The sequence below is a fragment of the Microbacterium sp. MTN4-26 genome, assembly GCF_042846595.1.
Taxonomy (GTDB): Bacteria; Actinomycetota; Actinomycetes; order Actinomycetales; family Microbacteriaceae; genus Microbacterium; species Microbacterium luteum.
On sequence record NZ_BTGO01000003.1, the window covers coordinates 14,686 to 33,559 of the forward strand.

Here is an 18,874-nt window from a genome sequence, read left to right on the forward strand (position 1 = left end):
TGAACCATACGACTATGCTAGATAGTAACTATCATGGATAGTCGAACATGAGGTTGGTCAACGTGCGGAACGGGGTTCGGAGCATGCGGGAGACAGTCGGACGGAGTAAGCCACCGCCGCGGCGCTGGCATGGGTTCCTCAGCGCGGCGGCGGGGACGGTCCTCGTCCTCGCTGGCGGGGCGCTGCTGGTAGGCCTTCTCGCCGCGCCGGAGCGGGTCGAGTATGTGTACGGGACGGTGAAGACGGCGGTCACGGGAAGCATCCATGCCGCGCGGGAGGACGCGTTCGGAGACCTGCCCACCGTGGACTTGGGCGCCACGGGTGGCGTGCACGAACTAGACGGCTGCGACGGAACGTTCACGGAGATGAGTTCCTACGAGCGGGAGGGCGTTCCGCCGGTATGGGCAGCTCACAACAATTGTCAAGGCGACGTCCTGCTCCCCTGGGAGATAGGCCAACGGGTGCAGGTCGAGGGTAGCGATCAGGTGTATCAAGTGGTTGATATCCGCCACACGCCAAAGACCTGGGCGACCACCGATGACCTACTTGGCCTCGACGGTTCATTCGCCTTGCAGACATGCTTCTACGGCGAGGACCGGATGAAGTTCGTTGGGCTCGAACCGGTCGATTAGTCGCGGGATTGTCGAGACCCGCCCGTCGCGCAGTCCTCAGCGCGGTCCGTCTGGTGCCCGCGAAAGAGGTGGTCAGGAATCCCATCCCAGGAATGCGGTTGATGAGCCCGAATCGGTCGCGGCGTCGAACCAACACGAGTCCTGCAGTCTCCGCGGTTTCGCACCCATCCTCGCCCGGAACCGCATCATCGTCCAGCCGGTCGGGCCGTTGGCCTACGACTGCGTTCAGGTCATCGTCGTTCGCGATGGAAGCGCTATCCTGTTTAGCGAGTTCAAGCAGAAGCTGGTCAAGTTTGGGGACGTGATTCTCCTGGGGGCCAACACACTGCTTGGGGGTGAGCCCGAGGGTCGTGCAACTGTGACGACGGTCTATCTCGACACCGACTACTTGATTGACCAGATTTTCTGGCAACACGTCGGCATATTACGGGACCGCCTCGACGCGCAGTGCTTTGCCGAGACTATGTATGCCGAGCCTGCGCAGGTACTTCATATCGGCGAAGATCGAGCGGGTATGCTGATGCCGCGTCTCGATGAGCTGGTTGCTCTCAGTATCGATGGCCGATTCGCGGAGAACTTCAATCGAATGCAGGCATTGTGGTTCAGCATCGCTCATGTCGTGACTCCCTTTGTCAAGACCTCACCGATCCGTACATCCCCGACGCAGCGCGCGACCGCGATACCCTCCCTACCTCGTGTTCGTCGGTTTGCGCCATTGCGCACAGAAGCGCGCAAGGTCGCTGAACTCTTACGGACGGACCCGGCGCGGCGTTGGTCCGTGTCGGACTTGGCAGATGAAGTACATCTGTCGAAGTCACAGGTCAACCGCATCTTCGTTGAGGCGTACGGGAAGTCACCGATCGCTTACCTGACCATGCAGCGAGCCGAGCGGATGGCGCATCTTCTACGCACGACGTCCCGCTCTGTTGCGGCGATCGCTCAGGAGGTGGGCTGGAGCGATCCTGACTTCGCCGCTCGCCAGTTCCGCCGCGGCGTCGGCCTTACTCCCAGCGACTACCGGACGATGCATCGGGTGACGTCCACGCAAGTGGCCGGGTGAAGGACGCATCTGTCCGGGTGATAGCCGCGGGATCGGTGGCCGCAGGCCCCAGGGCCAGTTCCGATCCGGTAGGCCGGTAGAGACTCGTCGGGTTCGTCGCGGAGCTGACGGTCGCCAGTCTTGTTCCGTCGTCCGTCTTGTCTTCCTGATCCGCCCGGCGTACCTCGCGGTCGCACGGTTGCTCCCACTCGGAGTGGCCCTGGCGGAGGGAGGTCAGGCGATGGCTGCGAACGAGGACAAGCAGGCGGCGCGGCAAGTGACGCTCGATGCGCTGGAAGAACGCATCGTGCGTTCGGTCGAGGAACTGGTGTCGGGCGATGACTGGCGGCGTGCGATCGAGTTCGCCGCGAGGTTCCGGACCCGCTCGTTCAACAACACGCTGTTGATCTGGGCGCAGCATCTCGAAGCCTACGAGCAGGGCCGGGTGCCGACGCCGACGCCGACATGGGTGGCGGGGTTCAAGGACTGGCGGAAGATGGGCCGCTGGCCGGAGAAGGACGGCGGCTATCGGATTCGCGGTCCGGTCAAGGCGCGGTTCGCATCGGCGACCCCGCGCGATCCGGCGTCGTGGCGGCGGTTGGGGTCCTGGGAGAAGCCGCGGCCGGGCGAGGTGGTGCGTCGCCGGATCGTCAGTGTCGTCCCGGCTTATGTGTGGGACGTGTCGAGGACGCATGGAGACCCGCTTCCCGAGCTGCCGCGTCCGAGGCTGCTGGAAGGCGAAGCCCCTGCTGGGTTGTGGGAGGGCCTGGCGGGGCAGGCGGAGTTGCTGGGGTTCGAGGTGTTGCGGATGCCGCGCGATCGCATGGAGCGTGGCGCGAACGGCTGCACCGATTGCGAGACCCGTCAAGTGATGGTCTGCGCGGACATGGAGCCGGCCGCGCAGGTCAAGACCCTCGCGCACGAGCTGGCGCACGTCCGGCTGGATGGCCCGAACCAGCAGGAGGAGGCCCGCGAGCACCGCGGGATCAGCGAGGTGCGGGCCGAGTCGGTGGCGCTGATGATCGCCGCCGCGCACGGGATGGACACCAGCGACTACACGATCCCGTATGTCGCCGGATGGGCGGCCAACGTCGACGGGAAAGACCCTGTGGCGGTCGTGCGGGCCACGGGCGAGCAGGTGCGCAGCACCGCCTTCGACGTTCTCGACAAGCTCGACACGCCCCAGCTCGGCAACGGCAACCCGCTGTCCCTGCGGGTCGACGACCCGGAGCACACGTCGCAGTCTCAGGAGACCCCACAGCGGGCGCCGCGCCGGGTCGAGCCGCTGCCGGAACGGGAGACGTCCACCGCGCCGGTCACTGCGGGACGGGGCCTGTGATGGTCACCGCCGTGATGGCTGCCGCCGTGTTCGGCCGGCTCGACGGGGCGCCGCTGCCGGTCGCGGCGGGTGAGCTGGTGCGGGCCGGGGTGCCGGTGTTCCCGTGCGCGCCGGGCGGGAAGCGGCCGATCCCGGAGCGCGGGTTCCACGAGGCCAGCGTCGACCTGGACCGGGTTGAGGGGTGGTGGCGGTCGCGGCCGACTGCGAACATCGGCATCCCGACCGGCGCCGTCTCGGGGCTGGTCGTGATCGACGTGGATGTGCATGGCGTCAACGGGTATGCCGCCTATGCGCGGGCGGCGCGGGTCGGGCTGATCCCCGAGCCGTTGGCGGTCGTGCGCACGCCCACCGGCGGCCAGCACGCCTACTTCCCGGCCGACCCGAACCAGGCTCAACGGTCCTGGCAGGCCGGGAAGGTCGGCATCGACTGCCGCGGGGACGGCGGCTACATCATCGCCCCGCCCTCGCTGCTGCGCCTGGACGGCGTGCGCACCCCGTACCGGATCGAGCAGGTCGCGGCCGGCGCTGCCCGGCCGATAGATGCGGGCCGGCTGCGGGACTTCCTCGATCCTCGGCCCGCGCCCCGGCCGCGCCCCGGTGGGCCGGTGCGGCGGGAGGACGCGGAGCGGCTGGCAACATGGCTGGGCCGACAGGCCACCGACCGCAACCTCAAACTCTTCTGGGCCTCCTGCCGCTTGGCCGAGGGCGGGGTGCCCCTCACGGATGCCCTGGACGCGATGGTGACGGCCGCGCAGTCGGACTTCGGGGAGAGGGAAATCGCCCGGACCGTCTACAGCGCCTATCGCAGCGTCGGCGCCGGAGCCCGGCGGGACCGTCCCACCGCGTCGCATTGGGGCGAGTTCGCTCGCGGGACCGCGCAGCAGCGGGCGCCTGCCACGCGGGGGCTGCCATGAAGGAGCTACGCGGCCGCCGGTGGGCGGTTATCACCTCTGTCGCCGGGACGGTGTTCATCGCCGCCGGCGCGTTCTGGTTGTCGTTCACGTCCCTGGCCGACCTTGCCCGCCGATCCGGGATCGGGGTCGGTCAGGCGTGGGCGTGGCCGCTGATCGTCGATGGCGTGATCGTGGTCTCCACGGTCGCCGTCGTCGCCCTCGCCGGTGAGCGGACGGCGTGGTATGCGTGGGCGCTGCTGATCGGCGGTGCCGCGGTGTCGGTGACGGCGAACAGCTTGCACGCGGTGGTCGCGGCCGACGCCGACGTGCCCGGACCGCTCGCGGCCGCGGTCGCCGCCGTGCCGCCGGTCGTGCTGCTGGCGATCACGCATCTGACCGTCGTGCTGACCCGCGCCACCGCACGCCCCGCTACTGCGATCGAGGTGCCACCGGCGGTCGAGCCGATCACCGCCCAGCCACAGAGCGAGACGGCACCTCTCGACCCGCCACCTGCGGCGGTCGGCGTCACCGTCGTGGACGCGGACGGCGGGCCGGATCGTCGGGCGCTCGCGGCAGAGCTGCGCGATCAGGACTGGTCGAACAAGGCCATCGCCCGGCACCTGGGCGTGCATCCCTCGACGGTGGGCCGCTGGCTGCCTCGTGCTCACCAGTCCGATGAGGCGGACCCCTCCGGGTCGCAGCCCGAGATGGAAGGAGCCCTGCCATGAACGACGAGGACCGGATGCGGGAGCAGCATCACCAGCACCCCGAACCCGAGCCGCTGCCCCGTGAGCGGAGCGACCCGAACTCGACCGAGCCGAGCGAGGCTGCGGAGGTTACAGGGACGCCGGATGCGGTCAAGGACGCCGAGTCCCGCAAGGCGGCGAAGGAGAGGCTGGCGCGGGTACGGGGCCGGGGCGTGGATTGGGTGCGCCCGACCGACCTGCTCGCCCAAGGCGGCGGCGCGCTGTCCCGCCGGGGCATCGACGGGACCGCCGAGATGAACCGGCACGTCCGCGCCCCGATTGAGAAGGGCGCCCGCTGGGTCGCCGAGCGAGCCAAGCGGCTGCCGCCTCTGAGCGCGTTCGGCCGTCGCGGCGGCGCCGAGCAGGGACCGCGCCGCTCCGGGGTCGGGATGAGGTAGCCGGGTGGTGATGAGTCATGGGCGCCCACTCCACAAAGGCGAGACCCGCAGTCGTCTGCGGGTGCACCTCGCCGCCGGGAGGTGCCCAGACCATGACCAACGACACCAGCACCATGAGCGAGACCAGCGGCCGGCCGGCGGAGGGCTACCGCACCAGCGAGGGCCTGCGTGCCCTGCTGAAACGGCTGCACGCCGCCGGCCAGCGCGCCTGGGAGCACGACCCGGTGGCGGCAGAGCTGATGGCGTTCGCGGCCGAGAAGTACGCGGCGCTGGCGCACAAGCACCGGCTCGATCCGTGGGAGGCCGCGTCGGCGGCGTTCGACGTGATGCGCACCAAGACCGCCCGCACCGCTGATGACCCGTGGGCGGTCATCACGCACGCGGTGCGGATCACCTGCATCGCCGAGGAACGCGGCCAAGGGCTGCTGTGCTCGACCCACCAGGCACGCCGGCCCCGCTACTCGATCTTCCACGACCCCGAACGGCTCTCCGACCGCGAGAACGTCCTGAGCGACTACCATCCCGCGTTCCAGATCAAGGACGCCCACGACCGCGACAACACCCCGGAGCAGGCACCGGCCGAGCCGGCGGCAACCACCGCGGCGTCGGCGGTCGAGGACGCGATCACGCTGCTGATGCTGCTCGACTGGCCCGAGGGCACGGCACGCCCGGCGGTAGAACACGTCTGCGTGGCGCTGACCCGCGTCGGGAACCGGCACACCGCCTACGAGACACTGCGACGCGACAAGCACGCCCGAGCCCTGATCGACCTTCCTGGCCGGTCCTGGGCGGTGCTGCTGCGCGCCCTGCTCGGCTGCCCGGACCCGGCGCTCGCGGCGACCGGCGCGGGACGCGGCATCCTGCTGCGGCTGCTGATCGGCGAGACCCTGCCGGTGCTGCTGCGCGATGACGACCTCGTGCTCACCCTCTCCCTGGCCGCACCGGGCATCAGCAAGCCGGGCGCGAGAAAGGCGCGAGGTGCGGGATGAGCGCACCGGCCGGACACATCGAGCTGGAGCGGGCGGTTGACTCCATCGCTGTCGGCCGCCGGCACCGCACGGACCTGGGCGACATCGACGCGCTCGCGGCGTCGATCGACCGGGACGGTCTGTTGCAGCCGCCGACGATCACCCCGGACGGGGTGCTGGTGTGCGGGGCGCGCCGGATGGCCGCGATCAAGAAGCTCGGCTGGCGCCGCGTCAGCGTGTGGGTGCGCTCCGGTATCTCGGACCGGCTGGGGCATCTGCTGGCCGAGCAGGACGACAACCAGCTCCACAAGCCGCTCACCGCGATCGAGGCCGCCGCCTTGTACCGGGAGATCAAGGAACTCATGGCCGAGGACGCCGCACGCCGCAAGGCCAAGACCCAGTTCCACGAGGGCCACGAGCCCGGAAAGCATGGTCCCGCCGATTCGGCGGGACCATCGGACTCGCACCAGCTCGGAGACGCTCGGACACAGGCGGCGCGGATGGTGACCGGCTCGGCGTCCTACAGTCGGCTGGAACAGATCGGCTACCTGCAACACCTGGCCGACGATCCGAGCACCCCGGAGACGATCCGCGTCCAGGCGCGGGACGGGCTGACGCAGATCGAGGCCGGTGCGGCGGTCAACCCGATCTTCCAGCGCCTCCGCGACAGCCAAGCCAAGGCCGACAGCGAGCGGGACCAACGGTTGCACGAGCTGGCCGACGAAGCCCTGGCCCGCGTCCACGCCGCCAAGACCAGCAAGGCCAGCAAGGTCAGCAAGCCGGCCACGCCGAAGCGTCGCCCCGTCGTTGAGGACGAGGAACCGACGCGGTACCCGCTGCGGGCGTTCGTACTGACCTGGGGCGACCTGGAAGCGTGGTGGACCCACTACGACGTGGACGAGCTGGCCGTCGAGCTCACCGACGAGCAGGCCGAGGCGTTCTTCGCCACCGTCGAGGGCACCACCGAGTTCGCCGACCGGCTCCGCACCGCCCGCACAACCGTCGCTGAGTCGGCGGGCCGGCCGCTGCTGCGCGCCCTCTGATGCACCGGTAGGGCCAGTCACCGGCGGGCTCACCTCTGGGCATGAAGACGAATCTCGCTTCCTGGTCCCGTGGCCGACTCATCGCGGTGATCGCCGCCGGCCTCGTGCTGCTGCTCCTGATCGGCGTCGGCGTGTATGGGCTCATCACCGGCCCACGACAGCCCACCGATCGCGCGCCCGATCCGGCTCCGACCATCACCGCTCCGGGTGAGTCCGAGCCCGGCAAACCGGGGCCGCCGCGGGTGATCCCCTCGCACGACCCGGATGAGTTCGCCCGCAATGTCGCTGAGGCGCTGTTCGCCTGGGACACCGGCTCCGGGCTGATGCCGCTGGATTACTCCGCCGCGATCTTGGAGGTCGGGGACCCCTCCGGCCATGAGCAGGCCGGCCTCGCCTCCGACATCGCCGGCTACCTGCCCACCCGTGATGCGTGGACCGAGCTACGCAAGTACGCCACCACCCAGCACCTCACCATCGAGTCCTCGTTCGTGCCCCAGGCATGGGACACCGCGGTCGAGCAGGCCCAACCCGGCCAGCTCCCGGCCGGCGCGACCGCGGTCACGATCGAGGGAACCCGGCACCGCGAGGGCGTCTGGAACGGCGAGACGGTCACGAGCGAGCACCCCGTGGCCTTCACCGTGTTCCTGGCCTGCCCGCCTCCGGCACCGGAGTTCCGCACCGGCCTGTGCCACGTGCTGCGCCTGTCGCAGCTCGATAACCCGCTGCGATGACCGGGAGCGCGTCGTGGTCAAGAAGCTCCTCATTCTCGGGCTCGCGTTCGTCTTGTTCGGCCCGGCCTGTCTCCTGCTGGCGATCGGCGTGCTGATGAACCCCGCCGCCGCGAACTGCGCCGTCCCCGGCGGCAGCGTCACCGTGGGCAACGTCCCCGACGCGCTGACCGTCACCACCGCCGACAGCACCACGTTCACGCTGAACAAGACCCAACTCACGCACGCGGCCACAATCATCACGATCGGCGGCGGGATCGAGGGCGTCGGCCGCCCCGGAATCAAGATCGCGCTGATGGCCGCGCTCACCGAGAGCACCCTGCGCCAGCTCGCCAACACCGGCGCCTACCCCGAGTCCGCGAATTACCCCAATGACGGCAACGGCGGCGACCACGACTCCCTCGGCCTGTTCCAGATGAGACCCGCCGCCGGGTGGGGAACCGTCGCGGAGCTGATGGACACGAACTTTCAGGCCCGAGCGTTCTACGGCGGACCCGATGGCCCGAACTACCCCTCGCCGCGGGGCCTGCTGGACATCCCCGGCTGGGCGCAGATGGACCCCGGCGAGGCCGCCCAGGCCGTCGAGGTCAGCGCCTACCCCGACCGCTACCGCAACTACGAGCCGGTCGCCGAACGCATCCTCGACGCCCTCACCGGCGCGACGGGTGCGGCTGGCCCGGCCGCCGCCCCCGTGGCGGCGGGTCCGGTCGCGGAGTCCTCGCGGGTCGTGTTCCCGCTCCCCGAGGGAACTTGGGTGCTCACCAGCGAGTTCGGGCCGCGTATCCATCCGATCACCGGGGAACCGTCGTTCCACACCGGCACCGACTTCGCCGCACCGGACGGCACGCCGATCCTCGCCGCCGCAGACGGGACCGTGACCGTGGCCGAGTTCTCCGGCGGCTACGGCGGACTCATTGTCATCGAGCACCAGATCGACGGGCAGACCGTGGCGACCGCCTACGCGCATATGTGGCAGTCCGGCATCCTCGTCGCGGCCGGAGATCGTGTGACCGCGGGCCAGCACATCGGCGATGTCGGCAGCTCCGGGAACAGCACGGGGCCACACCTGCATTTCGAGGTCCGGCCCGGCGGCACGAGCGGCGAGGCCGTCGACGCGGCCAAGTGGCTTAACGACCACAACGCGGTCGACCTGCCCGAAGCCACGGTCGGCAGCCCGAACGAGTGCAGTTCCGGTGGAGCGCCGGGCGATCCCGCCCCGCTGGACGGCGACCCCGACCAGATGGTCGATGACCCCACCAGCGACGGGCAGATCACCGCGCGGATGGCGCACGTCATGGCCCAAGCCCGTGCCGCGTTCCCCGACAGCTCCTGGGCCTGCTACTCGCCCCGGCCCGGCACAACGTCAGAGCACCCGCTGGGCCGGGCGTGTGACATCACGTTCGGGAACCCGATCGGGACGCACCCGACGCCCGCGCAGCTCGAGGACGGGTGGCGGGTGACGAACTGGATGAAGGACCACGCCGAGTCGCTGGGCGTGGAGTACCTGATCTGGCAGGGCCAAATCTGGTCCCTGGCCCGCGACGCCGAAGGCTGGCGCCCCTACAACGGCGGCGGGATGCACGACCCCGGCGACGTGACCGGCGGCCATTACGACCACCTGCACGTCACCGTCAGGGCCGGTTCGTGATGGAAGTGTTCCCCGACTTCGACGGGCTCGGAGGCATCGGTGATCTGAAACAGGTCATCGGCGCCCTGCTGATGTTCGTGCTCATCGTCGCGGTGCTCATGGTCATCGTCTCGGCGATCTGCTGGGCGCTGGGCGCCTCGCACGGCAACCACTCGCTTGCCTCCCAGGGCCGGGTCGGGGTGCTCGTCGGCGTCGGCGCCGCCGCGCTCGCCGGCGCGGGGGTGGCGTGGGTGAACTGGCTCATCGCCCTCGGCCAACAGCTCTGATCCTCCGTCGCCAGCAGGCCCGCTCTCTGCGTTGGGAGCGGGCCTCTCGTCTGCCCGGTCTCGCCAGTCGCTCCCTGGTTCACCTCGTCGCCACAAGCCATTCGCTCAGCGAGGGAGTAACCGCCGTGATCGACATCGACCCCAACAGCTCGGGACTGCCCGGCATCGACCAGCTCCGCACCATCGTTGGCGCCGTGATGACGGTCGGCCTCATCCTCTCCGTACTGGCGCTAATCGTCTCCGCGATCGTCTGGGCCTACGGCGCCAACAGCTCGAACCCGCATCTGGCGGGCAGGGGCAAGCTGGGCGTTCTCATCTCCTGCGGTGCCGCGGTGATCTGCGGCGCGGCGGTGACGCTCGTGAACTTCTTCTGGAACGTCGGCCAGGCTGTATAGGGCCGCCGGTCACCGCAGGAGATTTGAGATGGGTGTCTGCGACGTTCCCGTGATTTCGACCGTCTGCGACGTGGCGGGCGAGGCTGCCGCGACGGTCGTGGCTGCCCCGTTCGACTGGCTCGCCCAGGCGATGGGCGGCGCGGCCGGCTGGCTGATCGAGGCGATGTGGGCCGTGTTCGACACGACCACGCTGGTCGATGTCCAGACGGACGGGTTCACCAGCGTCTACAACCTGATCTTCGGCATCGGCGTCTTCCTCGTCCTGATCTTCTTCTGCCTGCAACTCATCACCGGGCTGATCCGCCGCGACCCGACCGCGCTGTCCAGAGCCGCGCTCGGCGCGGCGAAATCGGTGCTGGGCGCGTTCGTGGTCGTCACGCTGACCGCGCTCGCACTGGAAATCGTGGACCAGCTCAGCATCGGCATCATCCAGACGTCCGGCGAGACCACCGAGACGATGGGCGACAAGACCATCCTGCTCGCCGCCGGGCTCAGCGGCATCAACATCGCCGCGCCCGGCGTCGGCGCGATCGTCACGATCTTCCTGGCCGGGCTGATGATCGCCGCCGTCGCGATCGTCTGGTTCAGCCTGCTGATCCGCAAGGCGCTGCTGCTGGTCGGCGTGGTGCTGGCACCGATCGCGTTCGCCGGCGCGTCCTGGGACGCCACCAAAGGATGGATCGGGAAATGGGCGGCGTTCGTGATCGCCCTCATCATCAGCAAGCTCGTGCTCGTCGTCATCTTCTTGCTGGCGATCACGCAGATCGCCACCCCGATCGAGCTGGACATCGCCGCCGTCACCGAACCGATCACCGGCATCGTGCTCATGGGCATCGCGGCCTTCGCGCCCTACATGGTCTACCGCTTCGTGTCGTTCGTGGGCTTCGACCTGTACCAGCAGATGGGCACCGAGCAGGAGGCCAAGAACGCGCTCAACCGTCCCGTCCCGATCCCCTCCAAGCCCCAAGGCGGCGGCGAGCCCAAGAAGGTTCTCGAAGACCCCAATGACGGCGCGTCGGACGCAGGATCAGGTGGCACGCCTCCGCCGTCGCCCGCCCCGGCGCAGGCACCTGCCGCGGCCGGCGGTGAAACCGTGGGCGCCGAAGCCGGCGCCTCCGCCGCGGGCGCGGGACCGGCGGCAGCCGTCGTGGTCGGAGCGAAGGTCGCCAAGGATGCCGCCGAGGCCGGGCCGAAGGCCGGGCACGCGGTGGCCGGTCAGGCCGAGACCGCCGCCGACGCCGCAGGCGGGCAGAACGGCGGCACCCCGCCGCCGTCGCAGACGCCCCCGCCGTCCACGCCGCAGCCGAGGACGCCCACGGAGCCGTCCAACCCCACGGCATCGCCGTGGGGCAAGGAGTGACCACCCATGCCCACCACGGACCAGAAGACACCCGGTAGCGAGCTGACGCCGATGAAGTTCAGCCGACTCACCCGCCGAGGGGTGCTGCTCGGCCTCTCGGTCGCGCAGCTCATCACCCTCGGCATCGGCGGCCTGGCGCTGCTGGCCGCGTTCTACGGCGGCGCCGGGATGCTGCTGGTCTACACCGCCCCGGTCTGGCTGCTCGCGGTCGTGCTGACCTGGGTGCCCATCGCTGGGAGGCCGATGGTCGAATGGCTCCCTGTCGCGCTCTGGTGGCTGTGGCGCTCCACCGGCGGGCAACTGCTCTACCGGCGGCGGATCGTCAAGCCCCGCCCCGCCGGGAGTCTCGCGCTGCCCGGCGACATGGCCCGGCTTCGGGAGCACCTGGACCCCGAGACCGGGGCGAGCATGATCCACGACCCCCGCCAGGCGACCTTGACGGTCGTCACGGAAGTGACCCATCCGGCATTCATCCTGCTCGACCCCGGCGAGCAGGAGCGCCGAGTCACCTCCTGGGGACGGGTGCTCGCCACGGTCTGCCGCTCCGGGAGGATCGCGACCCTGCAAGTGCTCGAACGGACCCTGCCGGACTCCGGTAGCGGGCTGGCCGAGTGGTGGGCCGAGCACGGCACCGACGACGGCTCCTGGGCCGCGACCACCTACCGCGAGCTGATCGAGCGGGCCGGCCCCGCCGGGGAACGGCACGCCACCACGGTCAGCCTCTCCCTGGACATGAAGGTCGCGGCTCGGCAGATCAGGACCGCCGGCGGCGGCATCCGCGGCGCCGCCGCCGTGCTCCGGCAGGAGATGGCGACCCTTACGGCCGCGCTGCGGTCTGCGGACCTGACCCCTTCGGGGTGGCTCGGCCCCGGTCAGGTCGCGGTCATCCTCCGCTCGGCGTATGACCCGGCCGTGGCCGCCACCTTGGAGCGCCACGGGCGGCTCGGGCAGGAGCTCGCCGCCGCCGGCCCGGTCGCGGTCACCGAGACCTGGGGCAACCTGCGCACCGACTCCGCCTGGCACACCGTGCTGTGGGTCTCGGAGTGGCCCCGCAGCCTCGTCTATCCGGGGTTCCTCGCGCCGGTGCTGCTCTCCACCGGCATCCAACGGGCGGTGTCGCTGATCTACACCCCGATGCGCTCGGACCAGGCGGCCCGCGACATCCGCAAGAAGAAGGTCGAACACATCTCCGATGCGGCCCAGCGCGCCCGAATCGGGCAGATCGAGGACGCCGCGCAGACCGCCGAATACCAAGACGTTCTCCAGCAGGAAGCCGACCTGACCGCCGGCCACGGGATTCTACGGGTCTCCGGGCTCATCTCCGTCTCCGCCCCCAGCGTCGACGAGCTGGAAGCCGCAGTCGCCGCGATCGAACAAGCCTCGATCCAAGCCTCCTGCGAGACCCGAAGGCTCGTCGGCCAGCAAGCCGTCGCGTTCACGGCGGCCGCGCTGCCGCTGTGCCGCACGGTGTGACCGGCGCGCTCACCTGGCAGGCATCCCACCCTCGTTGAAGGAGGCCCGTGATGCCGACATACACGAACCCGACCAGCGATGCCAGCGATGCCTACGAGGCGTTGCGCGGTCTGGCTCACGCCAGCCGTAGCTTCGAGGACCCGTCCGAGACCTACGTGGTGATCGGTGAGCTGTTGGGCGGGCTGCGATCGCTGCGGCAGGTGCTCGACCAGCTCGCCGCCGCCCATCTGAGCCGGCAGCATCACGTCACCGACGAGTCCCGCGAGTACAGCGGCGGTGCGGCCGAGGCGCTGGCCGCAGCGGATGAGCTGCACCAGGCCGGCACGCTCATCGACCAGGCCGGCGACCGCCTGAGCGCGGCCATGACCCACTCGGGCCGGATCGTGTGGAACCCGCAGGACCGGATGGTGGAGCGGTGGGTTGGCGTCGTGTTCCTCCAAGGCGAGGAAGCCGACCGGGTGATCGACCTCATCGACGCCCACGGGGTCGAGGCGGGGATCGAGCATCTGTCGGCGTGGGACTACGGCGAGGAGACCACGAACGCCGCCTTGGAGAACGGCGACGTTCACGACACCGCCCCGGTCTATCCCGGTGACCGGCAGGCCGAGACCGGCGACTACGCGATGACCTACAACCCGATGGCCGGGCACGTCGCCCTGTACCGGCGGCACCTGATCCGTGCCGAGGACGCCATCGACAAAGAAGCAGGGGCGCACGTCCCGGCCCGCCGCCCGACGACAGGCCGTGAGCGAGAGACGGCCGGGCGGCGTAGCGCCGTCCGTGACGGGGGCTGGTTCGAGCATCCCGGCGTCGCCGCCGTCAAGCAGGCCCGCGGGCTGTCGCTCTGACATAGCCACCACGGAGACGTGCCGGCGCGCACCTGCCCGCCATGAACAGCGCAGACCCCACCGCTTCGATGTCCCGGCACGTCGGGACGCTCACCTTGACCGTCTGGCCGGACTCGCCGCTGGGCGAGCACCAGCGATATGCCTACCGCATCGACGACACCGCGACCGGGCAGACGCTCGACGGCCGGGACCTGTTCACCGGCACCGGCGCCCCGGTCGCCCCGGACCGCGCGATGCGCGACCTCGCCGCCTACCTGACCGCGGCCGGCGACGCCCGCCAGTACGCCATCGACAACCCCGGCAGCAGGCCCGAGCACGAGGGCCTGTTCCCCGGATGGGTCGCTGAGGCCGCTCGCCAGAACGCGGACGCGCTGGCCCTGCTCGCCGAGGGTGAACCGCCAGAGCCGACACGCCGGCCGGCACCCGACCCGTCATGGTTCGAGCACCCCGGTGGTAGCACGACGGCTCAGAGGCGGGGGCGGTCGTTGTGAGCCGGGGCGAGAAGCTGCATACCGCTGTCCTCGTCGCCCCCGCCTCGGAGCGGCACCGGCTGCGCAAGCAGCGGCGGCAAGCCGCCGCCCGACTCGTCGCCGAGCAACGCCACGTCGAGAAGGAAGCGGCCCAGGCCAAGGCCGCCGCCGAACGGGCCGAGCGCCGCGCCACGGTCTACCTGCCCGCCGCCGGCGAGTCCGGTCCGGCGGCGCTGAGGACACCGGGCCGGTTCCGGGTGCCTCGGCATCAGGACACCAGCGCGGTGCTCGCCGGGCAGTACCCGTTCCTGGCCGAAGCTGGGCTCGGAGCCGCGGGAATCTTCATCGGCCAAGACCTCTACAGCGGCTCGTCGTTCGTGTACGACCCGTGGGAGCTGTACCGCAGGGGCATCATCACCGCGCCGAACCTGATCCTCGCCGGGATCGTCGGCTCCGGGAAATCCTCGCTCGCCAAGAGCGTCTACACCCGCAGCCTGCCCTTCGGGTACCGCGTCTATGTCCCCGGCGACCCCAAAGGCGAGCACTCCGGCGTCGCGGAAGCAGTCGGCGGGAAAGCGATCATCCTCGGGCACGGGATGGGCAACAGGCTCAACCCATTGGATGAGGGCTACCGGCCCGGCGGTCTGTCCGATCAGGAGTGGGCGACGACTCTCGCCGCGCGGCGTCGCGATCTGCTCGGAGCCTTGACGGAGACGGTGCTGGATCGGCGGTTGGCGCCGTTGGAGCACACCGCGATCGACACCGCCCTGGCCGGCGCGGTGCGCGACGCGGCCGTGCCGATCCTGCCGATGGTGGTCGAACAGCTGCTGCGCCCCGACCCTGCCGACGACCCGGACGGCCGGCTCACCGAGGACGGCCGCCAGGTCGGCCACGCGCTGCGCCGCCTGGTGGCCGGGGACCTGGCCGGCCTGTTCGACGGGCCAAGCACCGTCAGGTTCGACCCGTCATTGCCGATGGTCAGCCTCGACCTGTCGCGCGTCACCGAGAACAGCACGCTGATTTCGGTGCTGATGACCTGCTCGTCGGCATGGATGGAAGCCGCCCTGCTCGACCCCAACGGAGGCCGCAGGTGGGTCGTCTACGACGAGGCATGGAGACTGATGTCGCACCCGGCGCTCCTGCGCCGGATGGACGCGCACTGGCGGCTGGCGAGGCACTACGGGCTGGCAAATCTGCTCGTGTTCCACAAGCTCACCGACCTGGAGAACGTCGGCGACGCGGGATCGGCGAACCGGGCGCTGGCGAACAGCCTGCTGGCGAACGCGGAGACGAGGATCGTCTACCGGCAGGAGACCGATCAGCTCGGCCCTACCGCCGTCGCACTCGGGCTGACCGGCACCGAACGCCGCCTGCTGCCCGGACTCGGCACCGGACAAGGCTTGTGGCGGATCAAGGACCGGGCCTTCGTCGTGCAACACCAACTCCACCCCGCCGAGCTGGCGGCATTCGACACCACCGCCCGCATGACCGGCAAAGGCTAGAAGTTCCCCGGATTCCTGAACGTTCGTCGGGATTCCTGAAGGTTCATCGGTCGGACTGACGGTTCCTCGGGATCGCTGAACGGTTCTCCCGGAGACGTGACCGGCCCAGCCGGGAAACCCCGTGCGCCCTCGACTGCTGCTGGTGGGGGCAGGTGCACCTGGCGGCATGAGGAAAACCGAGCCGCAGCCTGAGCCAGTCCCGGTCTCCATTCCGCTCGTCGTGCTCGATGTGCGCGAGGACGGCACCGTGACCGTCACCGTCGACGGGAAACGGCTGAACCCCGACCCTTTCGCGCCGCCGTGGCGACGATCCTCGTTCGGGCAGATCATCGACCGCGCCACGAACGACCGGACGACACCGGCCCGGGTCGAGGTCCGCGAAGCGGACGGCACGACCTTCACCGACATCATCGCCGCCCGCCGTCGGCGTTCCCGCCCCGAGCCCGAACCGGAGGTGCCGGCCGGGCCGGTGTTCCACACCGTCGAGGGCGAGGGGTTCGTTCCCGGCGAGGACGTGGCGGTGGCCGTCGTCACCGGGCACACCGACGCCGCCCACACCGGCACCGCGCGCGCCCTCATCGACCCGGCCGGAGTCAGCGTCGACCAGGCCGGCGGGGTCATCGAGGTCATCCTGTTCGGCCGCGTCTCCGGCACCACGATCATCCGGCGAGTGCCGTGAACGAGCAGGGCCGGCAGACCGGCTCGTTCGGGGACGAGCTGACCAACGCCGCCATGATCGGGCTGGTCCTCCTGTTCGGCGTCGCGCTGATCCTGCGCGCCGCTGGATCGGTGGCCGCGTTCCTGACCGGCACGCCCCAGCCGTCCGGCGATCCCGCCTCCGGGGTCGGAGTGCTGTTCCGCCCCGGCGACCCCGGCGCGGCGCTCGACGCGGACGGCCTGAACCCGGTCGTCTACTGGATCGTCGCCGGACTGCTGCTCGCCAGCCTCGTCACCGGCGGGCTATGGGCGTGGCTGCGGCTGCGCCGCCACACCCACCGGATCGAAACCGACCCACGCCGCATGGCCGGGATCGCCACCCGGCACGAGGTCGCCGCCGCCGCGTCAGACAAGGCGCTGCTGCGCCGCGCGGGAAACCTGCGCCCCGGTCTGGCTGATCCGAAGCCGGCGGATGTGGGCTACCGGCTCGGCACCTCCAAGGGCACCGGCGTGTGGGCGTCGGTGGAGGACTCGATCATGGTCATCGGCCCGCCCCGCTCCGGGAAGGGTCTGCATCTGGTGATCCCGGCGATCCTCGATGCCCCCGGCGCCGTCGTCGTCACCTCGACCAGGCCGGACAACCTCACCGCGACCATGCGCTCCCGCAGAAGGATCGGCCCCGTCGCGATCTTCGACCCGCAACATTTGGCCGAGGGTCTGCCCGCCGGTCTGCGCTGGTCACCGATCCGGGGCTGCGAGTCACCGCAGACGGCGATGATCCGCGCCACCGGGCTCGCTGCCGGCACCGGCCTGTCCGCGGGCGGTGTCGACGGCGGGGGCTTTTGGGAGGGCAAGACACGGGCGGCGCTCCAAGCCCTGCTGCACGCGGCAGCGATCGACCACCGGCCACCCGCCGAGCTGTTCCGATGGACTCTCGATCCGACCGCGGCCGCTGACGCGGTGGCGATCCTGACCGGCTCCACTCAGGCCGCTACCGGATGGGCCGAGTCGCTGGAAGCGATGATCGACTCCGACCCCCGCACCCGCGACTCGATCTGGCAGGGCGTCTCCCTCGCCCTTGGCTCCCTCGCGGACCCGCGCGTGCTCGACGCCGTATCACCCGGCCCCGGCGAGGGCTTCGACCCCGAAGCATTCATCCGCGACCGCGGCACGTTGTTCCTGCTGGCAACCGGGTCCGGTGCGGGAGCCAGCGCCGCGCTGGTCGCCGCGCTCGTGGAAGACCTCATCGAGACCGCCCGCCGCCTGGCCGCACGATCGCCCGGCGCCCGGCTCGATCCGCCGATGCTGCTGGCCCTGGACGAGATAGCCAACCTCTCGCCGTTGCCGTCGCTGCCGACGCTGATGGCCGAAGGCGGCGGGTCCGGGATCACGACAATGCCGGTGCTCCAATCGCTCGCGCAGGCGCGGGACAAGTGGAACGAGCACCAGGCGAACGCGATCTGGGACGCCTCGATCGTCAAGGTCATCCTCGGCGGCGCATCCAACAGCCGGGACCTGCAAGACCTGAGCGCCTTGGTCGGCGAACGCGACGAATACACCGACTCCGTGACGCTGGGCGACCACGGCACCCGCTCCAACCAGCGGTCCGTTCGCCGGGTGCCGATCTTCCCGCCCGACCGCATCCGCCGGCTCCCGTTCGCGACCGGGATCGTGCTGCTGCGCTCCGCGCCACCGATCGTCACCGACCTGCACCCCTGGCCCAAGCGCCCCGACGCCAGCCAGCTCACCGCCGACCGCGCCGAGATCGAAGCCCTGCTGCGCCGCGCCGACACCTGAACGCCGGTCGCGGCAAGGAGCACCTGCCCGCCACAACGGCCTGGCACGAACCGGCGCCGGAGAGCAGACAGGAGCACAGCATGTCCGACGAACCCCGCGGCGACGCCACGACGAACGACGTTCCCGACTCGGATGTGGACGAGATGGACGACGACGGCTACGACGAGCCGTTGATCGCCGAGCCGCCACACCCGATCAACTGGAACCTGCTGAGTGCCGAGGACGCCGAGGCCGAGTGGTTGGAGCTCAACCGCTGGGTGGACTGGCTGCGCCACACCTACGGGCTCCCCGCCTCCGTGATCCCGCCCGCCTGGCACATGCACCCCGAGCTGCTGTGGGAGCTGAGCGCGCTGCACCTGCACTGGCTCTGCGCCTACGACCCCGACCAGAACGGCAGCGCCCCGCTCGGCTGGCACCGCGACTTCGCCGACGCCCGCCAGCGGCTCCGCGAATGGGTCGCCGCCTGCGGCACCCGACTCGACCACGACCGCCCCACCAGGCAGACCATCTGGCCCGGCGAGGAACCCGCCGACCCGATCGAGGACATCCCGATCACCGACCGCGACGCCGAGTTCGTGGAGTTCGTCATGGCCGACGTCCAGGCCCGCCGCGAGGCCGAGGAAGCCTTCTACCGCGACCTCGACCCGGACACCGGAGAAGTCTCGTGAGCTC

Annotated in this window: 20 protein-coding genes; all 20 read left to right on the forward strand. The window is 70.4% G+C overall.

Annotated elements, in window-relative coordinates; genetic code table 11:
• Positions 1-47: 47 nt before the first annotated feature.
• Positions 48-632 carry a hypothetical protein gene (locus tag ACGG9C_RS02935; protein WP_112266852.1) on the forward strand — a complete coding sequence of 195 codons (585 nt, stop codon included), beginning with the start codon at positions 48-50 and terminating at the stop codon, positions 630-632.
• A 208-nt stretch (positions 633-840) separates the two neighbouring features.
• Entirely contained in the window at positions 841-1,692 is an 852-nt protein-coding gene (locus ACGG9C_RS02940) for a helix-turn-helix domain-containing protein (protein ID WP_164498149.1), read from the forward strand.
• A gap of 220 nt (positions 1,693-1,912) precedes the next feature.
• Entirely contained in the window at positions 1,913-3,010 is a 1,098-nt protein-coding gene (locus ACGG9C_RS02945; RefSeq protein ID WP_194384917.1) for an ImmA/IrrE family metallo-endopeptidase, read from the forward strand.
• A 14-nt stretch (positions 3,011-3,024) separates the two neighbouring features.
• Positions 3,025-3,924, forward strand: coding sequence for a bifunctional DNA primase/polymerase (locus tag ACGG9C_RS02950; protein ID WP_390178247.1), 900 nt, complete (start codon positions 3,025-3,027; stop codon positions 3,922-3,924).
• Positions 3,921-4,631 (forward strand): helix-turn-helix domain-containing protein, encoded by a 711-nt coding sequence (locus tag ACGG9C_RS02955; RefSeq protein ID WP_194384919.1) that lies wholly within the window; start codon positions 3,921-3,923, stop codon positions 4,629-4,631. The genes ACGG9C_RS02950 and ACGG9C_RS02955 overlap by 4 nt, the downstream gene beginning before the upstream one ends.
• The gene (locus tag ACGG9C_RS02960; protein WP_194384920.1) at positions 4,628-5,047 is read left to right on the forward strand and encodes a hypothetical protein; all 420 of its coding nucleotides are present in this window, start codon (positions 4,628-4,630) and stop codon (positions 5,045-5,047) included. The genes ACGG9C_RS02955 and ACGG9C_RS02960 overlap by 4 nt, the downstream gene beginning before the upstream one ends.
• Before the next feature lie 92 nt (positions 5,048-5,139).
• A complete protein-coding gene (locus ACGG9C_RS02965; protein ID WP_194384921.1) occupies positions 5,140-6,036 on the forward strand; it encodes a hypothetical protein in 897 nt (298 codons plus the stop codon).
• Positions 6,033-7,058, forward strand: a complete 1,026-nt coding sequence (locus tag ACGG9C_RS02970) for a ParB N-terminal domain-containing protein (RefSeq protein ID WP_194384922.1) — start codon at positions 6,033-6,035, stop codon at positions 7,056-7,058. Before ACGG9C_RS02965 ends, ACGG9C_RS02970 begins: the two co-directional genes overlap by 4 nt.
• 41 nt (positions 7,059-7,099) lie before the next feature.
• The gene (locus tag ACGG9C_RS02975; RefSeq protein WP_194384923.1) at positions 7,100-7,789 is read left to right on the forward strand and encodes a hypothetical protein; all 690 of its coding nucleotides are present in this window, start codon (positions 7,100-7,102) and stop codon (positions 7,787-7,789) included.
• Positions 7,790-7,802: 13 nt separating this feature from the next.
• Positions 7,803-9,434 (forward strand): M23 family metallopeptidase, encoded by a 1,632-nt coding sequence (locus tag ACGG9C_RS02980; RefSeq protein WP_390178227.1) that lies wholly within the window; start codon positions 7,803-7,805, stop codon positions 9,432-9,434.
• Complete coding sequence (locus ACGG9C_RS02985) at positions 9,434-9,700, forward strand: DUF6112 family protein (protein WP_194385462.1); 267 nt, start codon at positions 9,434-9,436, stop codon at positions 9,698-9,700. Before ACGG9C_RS02980 ends, ACGG9C_RS02985 begins: the two co-directional genes overlap by 1 nt.
• Before the next feature lie 125 nt (positions 9,701-9,825).
• A complete protein-coding gene (locus ACGG9C_RS02990; protein WP_026529668.1) occupies positions 9,826-10,095 on the forward strand; it encodes a DUF6112 family protein in 270 nt (89 codons plus the stop codon).
• Positions 10,096-10,123: 28 nt separating this feature from the next.
• Positions 10,124-11,455: a conjugal transfer protein TrbL gene (locus ACGG9C_RS02995; RefSeq protein ID WP_194384924.1), complete on the forward strand. Its 1,332-nt coding sequence runs from the start codon at positions 10,124-10,126 to the stop codon at positions 11,453-11,455.
• A 6-nt stretch (positions 11,456-11,461) separates the two neighbouring features.
• Entirely contained in the window at positions 11,462-12,928 is a 1,467-nt protein-coding gene (locus tag ACGG9C_RS03000; RefSeq protein WP_194384925.1) for an SCO6880 family protein, read from the forward strand.
• Positions 12,929-12,978: 50 nt separating this feature from the next.
• The gene (locus ACGG9C_RS03005) at positions 12,979-13,776 is read left to right on the forward strand and encodes a hypothetical protein (RefSeq protein WP_194384926.1); all 798 of its coding nucleotides are present in this window, start codon (positions 12,979-12,981) and stop codon (positions 13,774-13,776) included.
• 41 nt (positions 13,777-13,817) lie between these two features.
• Complete coding sequence (locus ACGG9C_RS03010) at positions 13,818-14,267, forward strand: hypothetical protein (RefSeq protein WP_194384927.1); 450 nt, start codon at positions 13,818-13,820, stop codon at positions 14,265-14,267.
• On the forward strand, positions 14,264-15,748 hold the full coding sequence (locus ACGG9C_RS03015) for an ATP-binding protein (RefSeq protein ID WP_390178228.1): 1,485 nt from the start codon (positions 14,264-14,266) through the stop codon (positions 15,746-15,748). The genes ACGG9C_RS03010 and ACGG9C_RS03015 overlap by 4 nt, the downstream gene beginning before the upstream one ends.
• 166 nt (positions 15,749-15,914) lie before the next feature.
• Positions 15,915-16,427 (forward strand): hypothetical protein, encoded by a 513-nt coding sequence (locus ACGG9C_RS03020; RefSeq protein ID WP_194384929.1) that lies wholly within the window; start codon positions 15,915-15,917, stop codon positions 16,425-16,427.
• Between the two features lie 53 nt (positions 16,428-16,480).
• Positions 16,481-18,202, forward strand: coding sequence for a type IV secretory system conjugative DNA transfer family protein (locus ACGG9C_RS03025; RefSeq protein ID WP_194385463.1), 1,722 nt, complete (start codon positions 16,481-16,483; stop codon positions 18,200-18,202).
• 80 nt (positions 18,203-18,282) lie between these two features.
• Positions 18,283-18,870 (forward strand): hypothetical protein, encoded by a 588-nt coding sequence (locus ACGG9C_RS03030; protein WP_194384930.1) that lies wholly within the window; start codon positions 18,283-18,285, stop codon positions 18,868-18,870.
• Positions 18,871-18,874: the final 4 nt, after the last annotated feature.